Consider the following 6386-nt stretch of genomic DNA (forward strand, 5'->3'; position numbering starts at 1 on the left):
AACCTCTGATGAGCTTGAAAATCATTCGTTGACTGAATGGAAACCGCCCACTATAATGAGGTTGACTAACTCAGGAAATCGATTACTATGGGAAGCTGGCAGCCTGTGATTCGTTACAAATCAAGTGCAATCGCGCACGTTTCGTTTCAGGGATGTGCGGGGAGAGAGGGGATAACCGACTATGTCGTCTATCGAGGATCTGCAGAAGTACGGGCTGGGCATCTATCATGTCAAGGATCAGCTGAGACAGTGGGTTTACGATCGCTCCGAAGCGGCGTTCAAAGCCGGCGACCGGGCGCGCGACGAGATCCGTACTACCCAGGAGCTGGAAGCAAGGCGCACGTTCATGCGGGAGAAATGGCTGGAGTCGGCCGGCGGGCTGCCGTCATCCGATCATCCGCTCAGCCCGGTCATCACCGGCACGGTAAACCGGGACGGCTACCGGATCGAGAAAATCATCTTTCAGTCCAGGCCGTCCACGTATGTGACATCGAATATGTATATCCCAGACGATCTGAACGGTCCGTCGGCCGCTGTGTTATTCCTGTGCGGACATTCCGACAACGGAAAGCAGTACGATACTTACCAGACCGTATGCCAGCGACTGGTTGCCGAAGGCTTGATCGTTTTCGCGATCGACCCGATCGGTCAAGGCGAGCGGTTAAGCTATTACGATCCGGCAACCGGCAAAGCGGAGATCCGGCCCGGCACAAGCGATCACGAATATGCCGGAAGCCAGAGCATTCCGCTCGGAGACGGACTTGCCCGTTATTTTATTCACGATGCGATCCGTGCCGTCGATTATCTGTGCACCCGGCCCGAGATCGATCCGGCCCGGATCGGGGTGACAGGCAATTCCGGCGGGGGACTGCAGACGAGTCTCGTCATGTTGTGCGATCCGCGTATCGCGGCGGCGGCTCCGGGAACGTTTATCATGAACCGTTCCAGTTATTTGTACTCCGGCCAGGCGCAGGATGCGGAGCAAGTATGGCGCGGAATGAGCAAGCTCGGGTTCGATCATGAGGATCTGCTGATCGCGATGGCGCCGCGTCCGGTGCTGGTGCTTGCGGTCACCTCCGACTTTTTCCCGATCGAAGGCACCCGGCGTACGGTCGCCCGCACGAAACGTTTTTGGGAGATGTATGGCGTGAACCATAGTCCGGGCATCGCCGAGGATCGGTCTACCCATGCGTATACGCGTCCGCTCGCCGATGCGGCGGCTGAGTTTTTCGCTAAGCATCTGTCTGTGCCTGGAAGAGACACCCGTAAGGAGATCCGGATTGAACTGCTGGGCCAAGCGGAGCTGGACTGCACGAAATCCGGTCAAGTCCGCGGAGACTACGCCGATGCCCGCGCCGTATATGAAGAAAACGGAGCGCGGCTGGACGAGCTGGAACGCCGGCGGGCAGCGCTTTCCGAGGAGACGCTGAAAAGCGAGGCGCTCGGATGGTTGAAGGAACGTGTATACGGAGGACGCGAGCGATGTGAGCTGAATCCCCGCTTCTTGAGGCTGAACAATGTGGAGAGCTTGGCTCCGGAAAGCTATTTGTGGTGGAGCCAGGAAGGCTTGTTCAATCATGGGGTAGCGTTCCGGGACGAGCGGTTCGACGGCAAGCAGTTGCCCGTATCGATCGGACTGTGGGAGCGGGGGACGACCGTCGCCAGCGAGAAGCTGTCCTGGATCAAGGAGACGTGCGCGCAGGGGAAAATCGCGTTTGTCCTGGATGTGTCCGGCGACGGGATCTGCGCCCCGAGTGCAATCAGCCCGTACTCGATCTGGAGCAGGTTCGGCACGCTGCATAAGCTGACCGCCGACTTGTTCTGGCTGGATGACAGTCTGGTCGCCGTCCGCGCCTATGACGTCATTCGGGCGCTGGATATGGCGGAGCAGCTGCCGGATGCGGCGGCGGAACGTGTGGAACTGTACGCCGAGGGACGTTATGCGTTGTATGCGGAGCTTGCCGCCGCACTCGACGAGCGAATTGGCGGGCTTCATATCGGGAACGGCCCGGATAGCGTGGCATCATGGGTCCGGTCGCGTCATTACGATCCGTTCGATTTATTAAGCACGATATTGCCGGGAATGCTGCGCTACTTCGACTTGCCCGATTTGCGCCGCTGGCGGAACAGGTAACGATTGCATAAACCGCCATGTGAAATAAGGAAAAGAGGTCCGCGCGGCAGCGCCGGGCTTTTTTGCCGTACCGGATCAGAGGAGGGGGCCCCCGTCTATCCGCGACAGAAGCAGCTAGCCGGAACCGTGTTCCGTTCGCCTGTCGAGTAGGCTATAATGATGGGTAGCAAAGGGGAGTGCTCATGTCACGTATTCGGTTAAGTGTATTGGATCTCGTTCCGTTGATCGGAACGGAGGATGCAGCAGCGGCGCTTGGCGAGGCTGTCAAGCTTGCGCAAGCGGCGGAGAAGCTCGGTTATGCCCGCTACTGGCTGGCGGAGCATCACGATATGCAGTCGGTCGTCTCGTCAAGTCCGGAGGTGCTGCTGGCCCATGTCGGGGCGAGGACGGAACAGATCCGGCTCGGCTCAGGCGCCGTGCTTTTGCCTTATTACAAGCCTTATAAGGTGGCGGAATCGTTCCATATGCTGGCGTCGCTGTATCCGGGACGGATCGATCTGGGGATCGGACGTGCGCCAGGCGGCTCGGCTCATGTCTCGCTGGCGCTTGGCGACAACTTCCTCGAAGGGGTCCGCCGCATGCCTGAGTCGCTTGAAGCGCTGACTGCGCTGTTGGCGGACGATTACCGGATCGAAGGCGAGAAAGTATCGGCACGTCCGCTTCCTCCAATACCGCCCGAGCTGTGGCTGCTGGGCACTAACGAGAAAAGCGCGCAGTTCGCTTCCAGGTTCAGTGCGGGCTATGTATTCGGCCATTTTATGAGCGACCAGGACGGTCCGGCGATCGTCCAGAGGTACCGTGAAGATTATCGTGCGTCCGGGCGGGATACGGAGCCGAAAGTCATCGTAGCGGTTCGGGCCGTCTGCGCGGAGACGGAGGAGAAAGCCGCTGCGTATGCGGAACAGGGGTTGAAGCAGCTGTTCGGCACGTCCGGCGGCGGACCGGCTGTGCAGCAGCCGTTCCCGGGCCGGGCGCTCGTCGGATCGCCGGAGGGCGTAGCGGCAAAGCTCAGCGAGCTGAGCGAACTTTACGAGACGGATGAGTTCATGATCGTTACGCTGGCGCCGACTTATGAAGCGAGAATCCGCTCTTACGAGCTGCTGGCGGACAAGTTGCGAATCGGGACAAAGGAGGAGTAAGCATGGACAACAGAGCACTTCGGGAACTCGTGCGGGACAGCCGCAGCATCGTGTTTTTCGGAGGGGCGGGGACGTCGACGGAGAGCGGCATTCCGGATTTTCGCTCGTCCACCGGATTGTTCCGTACGGCGCACGGAACGTCGCATCCTCCGGAGGTGATGCTGAGCCGGGATTTTTTCGACCGGTATCCGTCTGAGTTTTACCGGTTTTACAAGGAGAAGATGATCCACAGGGCCGCCCTGCCTAACGACGGTCACAAAGCACTTGCCGATCTGGAAGCGGCAGGCAAGCTGAAGGCGCTCATTACGCAAAATATCGACGGACTGCACCAGCTGGCGGGCAGCCGCAACGTACTCGAGCTGCACGGCTCGGTTCACCGGAACTTCTGCACCGTATGCGAACAATCGTATACGCTCGGCGACCTGCTCGCCCTGGAAGGCCCGGTTCCGAAGTGCCTGAGCTGCGGAGGGACCGTGAAGCCGGACGTCGTTTTGTACCAGGAGCCGTTACATACAGGAGTCTTCAACCGGGCCGAGGAAGCGGTCTCTCAGGCGGATATGCTGATCGTCGCAGGCACCTCGCTAAGCGTATACCCTGCGGCGGGACTTATCCGATATTTTAGCGGGCGCACGCTGCTGCTGATCAACAAATCGGAGACGAAGTACGACAGCTTCGCCACGCATATCGTGAACGATTCGTTCTCGGCCGTGATGACCCGGCTGACGGAACCGGAACGGGGCTGAGCCGGAGACTCCCGGCGCTTTTACAATTTCCCACAATGTTTTAAGTTCATCTTAAGCAACGGATGATACGATGGGTTCGACGCCATTCGAAGCCGAAAGGAACAGCGCAAGCCCATGAGCAAAATTTTGATCGTAGACGACGACTTAGCGATACGCAAGCTGGTCAAAGCTTTTTTGCAAAAGGAAGGATTCGCGATCTTCGAAGCTTCCGACGGTCAGGAGGCGATGGACGTGCTCGGCAACGTCAAGATCGACCTGGTCGTGCTCGATATTATGATGCCGGTCATGGACGGCTGGGATTTTTGCCGCGATCTCAAGAAAACGATGGACCTGCCGGTCATTATCGTAACCGCCAAAGGCGACATCTCGGAAAGACTGAGAGGATTCCAGCTGGGAACCGACGATTATATGGTCAAGCCGTTCGACCCGATGGAGCTCGTCATGCGTGTCAAGGCGCTGCTGAAACGGTACCGGATCGAACATTCCGAGACGGCTCAGGTAGGCGATCTGACGATTGACCGGCGAACGTTCGAATTAACGGTGAACGGACACAGCTCGATGATTCCGCCCAAAGAATTCGAGCTGCTGTTCAAATTCGCGAGCAATCCCGGCCACATCTTCACCCGGGCCCAATTGATCGAACAAATATGGGGTGTCGATTACGAGGGCGATCCGCGCACCGTGGACGTTCACGTCAAAAGGCTGCGGGAGAGGCTGGAGCAGCAGCAATCGGAGAAGGTGTCGATCGTGACGATCCGCAACCTCGGCTACCGGCTTGAGGTGCTGCCGTGATCCGCACGCTGTACCTGCGCATCGCCATCGTCATTTTTATCGTCGTCTGGTGCAGTCTGGCCTTGTCGAGCCTGATGTTCTCGCATTATTTCCGTGTCCAGCTGAACGACCGGGTGGAGGAGCTGCTGCAAAACGCCGCCAAGCTGGTCGTCCGGCTTATCCAGGAAACCGAGCCGCAGCAGCTCGGCCAGACGGTCAGCATCGCCGGCAAGCTGAATCGCGGACAGGAGCTGCAGCTGTTCTCCGACTCGGACGAGCGGTTCTCCTCCGTACCCGGCGCTAAAACAAAATGTGTCATTCCCGCCACGATCGTTAACGAAGTGTTAAACGGAGGGTCTTACAGCAGCTTCCAAGGGGAAGAGAGGGAGGACTGCCCGCAAGGCAGCGTGGGGACGGCGTTCGAGTACAGCGGCAAGCGTTACGCGCTGTTCGTCTCTCCGAGCGGACCGGCTCCGGTCCGCCGTATCGAATTTCTCGATTTCCGCAACTTATCGACGATATTGTTGATCAGTTCGTTTCTGATCGCACTGGCGGCAATTTATCTGGTCCGTCCGCTGAAGAAGATTACGAAGGCGACCCGCAAAATCGCCGGCGGCGATTTTAACGTTCAACTGAATATCCGGCAAAAGGACGAGCTCGGCCAGCTCGCCTCCAGCATCACGCATATGGCCCAAGAGCTGAACAAGATGGAGAAAATGCGACAGGAGTTCGTCTCCAACGTCTCCCACGACATTCAGACGCCGCTTACGTCGATCCGCGGGTTTTCCAAGCTGCTGCAGCAGGACGGACTGGATGCGCAAGAGAAGATCAGCTACCTCAAACTGATCGAGAGCGAGTCCGAACGGTTATCCCGCTTGAGCGAAAATTTGCTGAAGCTCGCCTCGCTCGACGCCGATCAGTATCCGCACCAGCCCAGGCCGCTGCAGCTGGACGAGCAATTGCGCCGATGCGTCGTAGCGGCGGAGCCGCTCTGGTCGGCGAAACAGCTCGACATCGAGCTGGATCTTCCGCCCGTCCGGTTACCGGCGGACGAAGATTCGCTGGGCCAGGTATGGACGAATCTGCTGCATAATGCGATCAAGTTTACGCCTTCCGGAGGGCAGATTACCGTCACTTTGCACGAGGACGAGAGGCAAGTGTCGGTAACGGTAGCCGATACCGGGATCGGGATCTCGCCCGAGGATCAGCAAAACATATTCCGCCGTTTCTACAAAGCCGACAGCTCCCGGCACAATTCCGGATGGAGCGGCAGCGGGCTCGGGCTCGCGATCGTACAGAAAATCGTCGGGCTGCACAAAGGCAAGCTCACGCTCGTCAGCCAGTTGCACGAAGGAACGAGCATACGGATCGATTTTCCGAAAGAGAATAAAAAAAGCTTGTAGATGAAGCGTTCTTCGCAGTGAATACCCCTGCGTCAGCAGCCGCCTTTCCTTCGATGTGAAGGAGGGGCGGCTTTTTGTGCGCTTGGCAGCGCTTCGACTAAGGAGTGAAAGTCTCCTCTACACCGCGTGGCGGCGGAAGTAGTAGCTGACGCATAGTGCTCAGTCCGTGAGGATGGGTGCGGAGGTAGCGAAGGCA

The 6386-nt window shown here is 58.4% G+C and carries 5 protein-coding genes; all 5 read left to right on the forward strand.

Annotated elements, in window-relative coordinates:
• Positions 1-181: 181 nt before the first annotated feature.
• The 5 genes from AC3Y2E_RS28705 to AC3Y2E_RS28725 all read left to right on the forward strand — a co-directional run bounded on the left by AC3Y2E_RS28705 (position 182) and on the right by AC3Y2E_RS28725 (position 6190).
• The gene (locus AC3Y2E_RS28705; RefSeq protein ID WP_379216640.1) at positions 182-2134 is read left to right on the forward strand and encodes an alpha/beta hydrolase family protein; all 1953 of its coding nucleotides are present in this window, start codon (positions 182-184) and stop codon (positions 2132-2134) included.
• 182 nt (positions 2135-2316) lie between these two features.
• Positions 2317-3273: an LLM class flavin-dependent oxidoreductase gene (locus AC3Y2E_RS28710; protein ID WP_379216642.1), complete on the forward strand. Its 957-nt coding sequence runs from the start codon at positions 2317-2319 to the stop codon at positions 3271-3273.
• Between the two features lie 2 nt (positions 3274-3275).
• On the forward strand, positions 3276-4016 hold the full coding sequence (locus tag AC3Y2E_RS28715) for an NAD-dependent protein deacylase (RefSeq protein ID WP_190926670.1): 741 nt from the start codon (positions 3276-3278) through the stop codon (positions 4014-4016).
• A 114-nt stretch (positions 4017-4130) separates the two neighbouring features.
• A complete protein-coding gene (locus tag AC3Y2E_RS28720) occupies positions 4131-4808 on the forward strand; it encodes a response regulator transcription factor (protein ID WP_190926672.1) in 678 nt (225 codons plus the stop codon).
• Positions 4805-6190 carry a sensor histidine kinase gene (locus tag AC3Y2E_RS28725; protein WP_379216645.1) on the forward strand — a complete coding sequence of 462 codons (1386 nt, stop codon included), beginning with the start codon at positions 4805-4807 and terminating at the stop codon, positions 6188-6190. Before AC3Y2E_RS28720 ends, AC3Y2E_RS28725 begins: the two co-directional genes overlap by 4 nt.
• Positions 6191-6386: the final 196 nt, after the last annotated feature.

It is taken from the genome of Paenibacillus sp. MAH-35, assembly GCF_058135425.1.

Bases quoted from the DNA above. Each gene is read 5' to 3' on its own strand.
- AC3Y2E_RS28720 (WP_190926672.1), top strand. From the start codon at position 4,131: ATGAGCAAAATTTTGATCGTAGACGACGACTTAGCGATACGCAAGCTG.
- AC3Y2E_RS28710 (WP_379216642.1), top strand. From the start codon at position 2,317: ATGTCACGTATTCGGTTAAGTGTATTGGATCTCGTTCCGTTGATCGGA.
- AC3Y2E_RS28705 (WP_379216640.1), top strand. From the start codon at position 182: ATGTCGTCTATCGAGGATCTGCAGAAGTACGGGCTGGGCATCTATCAT.
- AC3Y2E_RS28715 (WP_190926670.1), top strand. From the start codon at position 3,276: ATGGACAACAGAGCACTTCGGGAACTCGTGCGGGACAGCCGCAGCATC.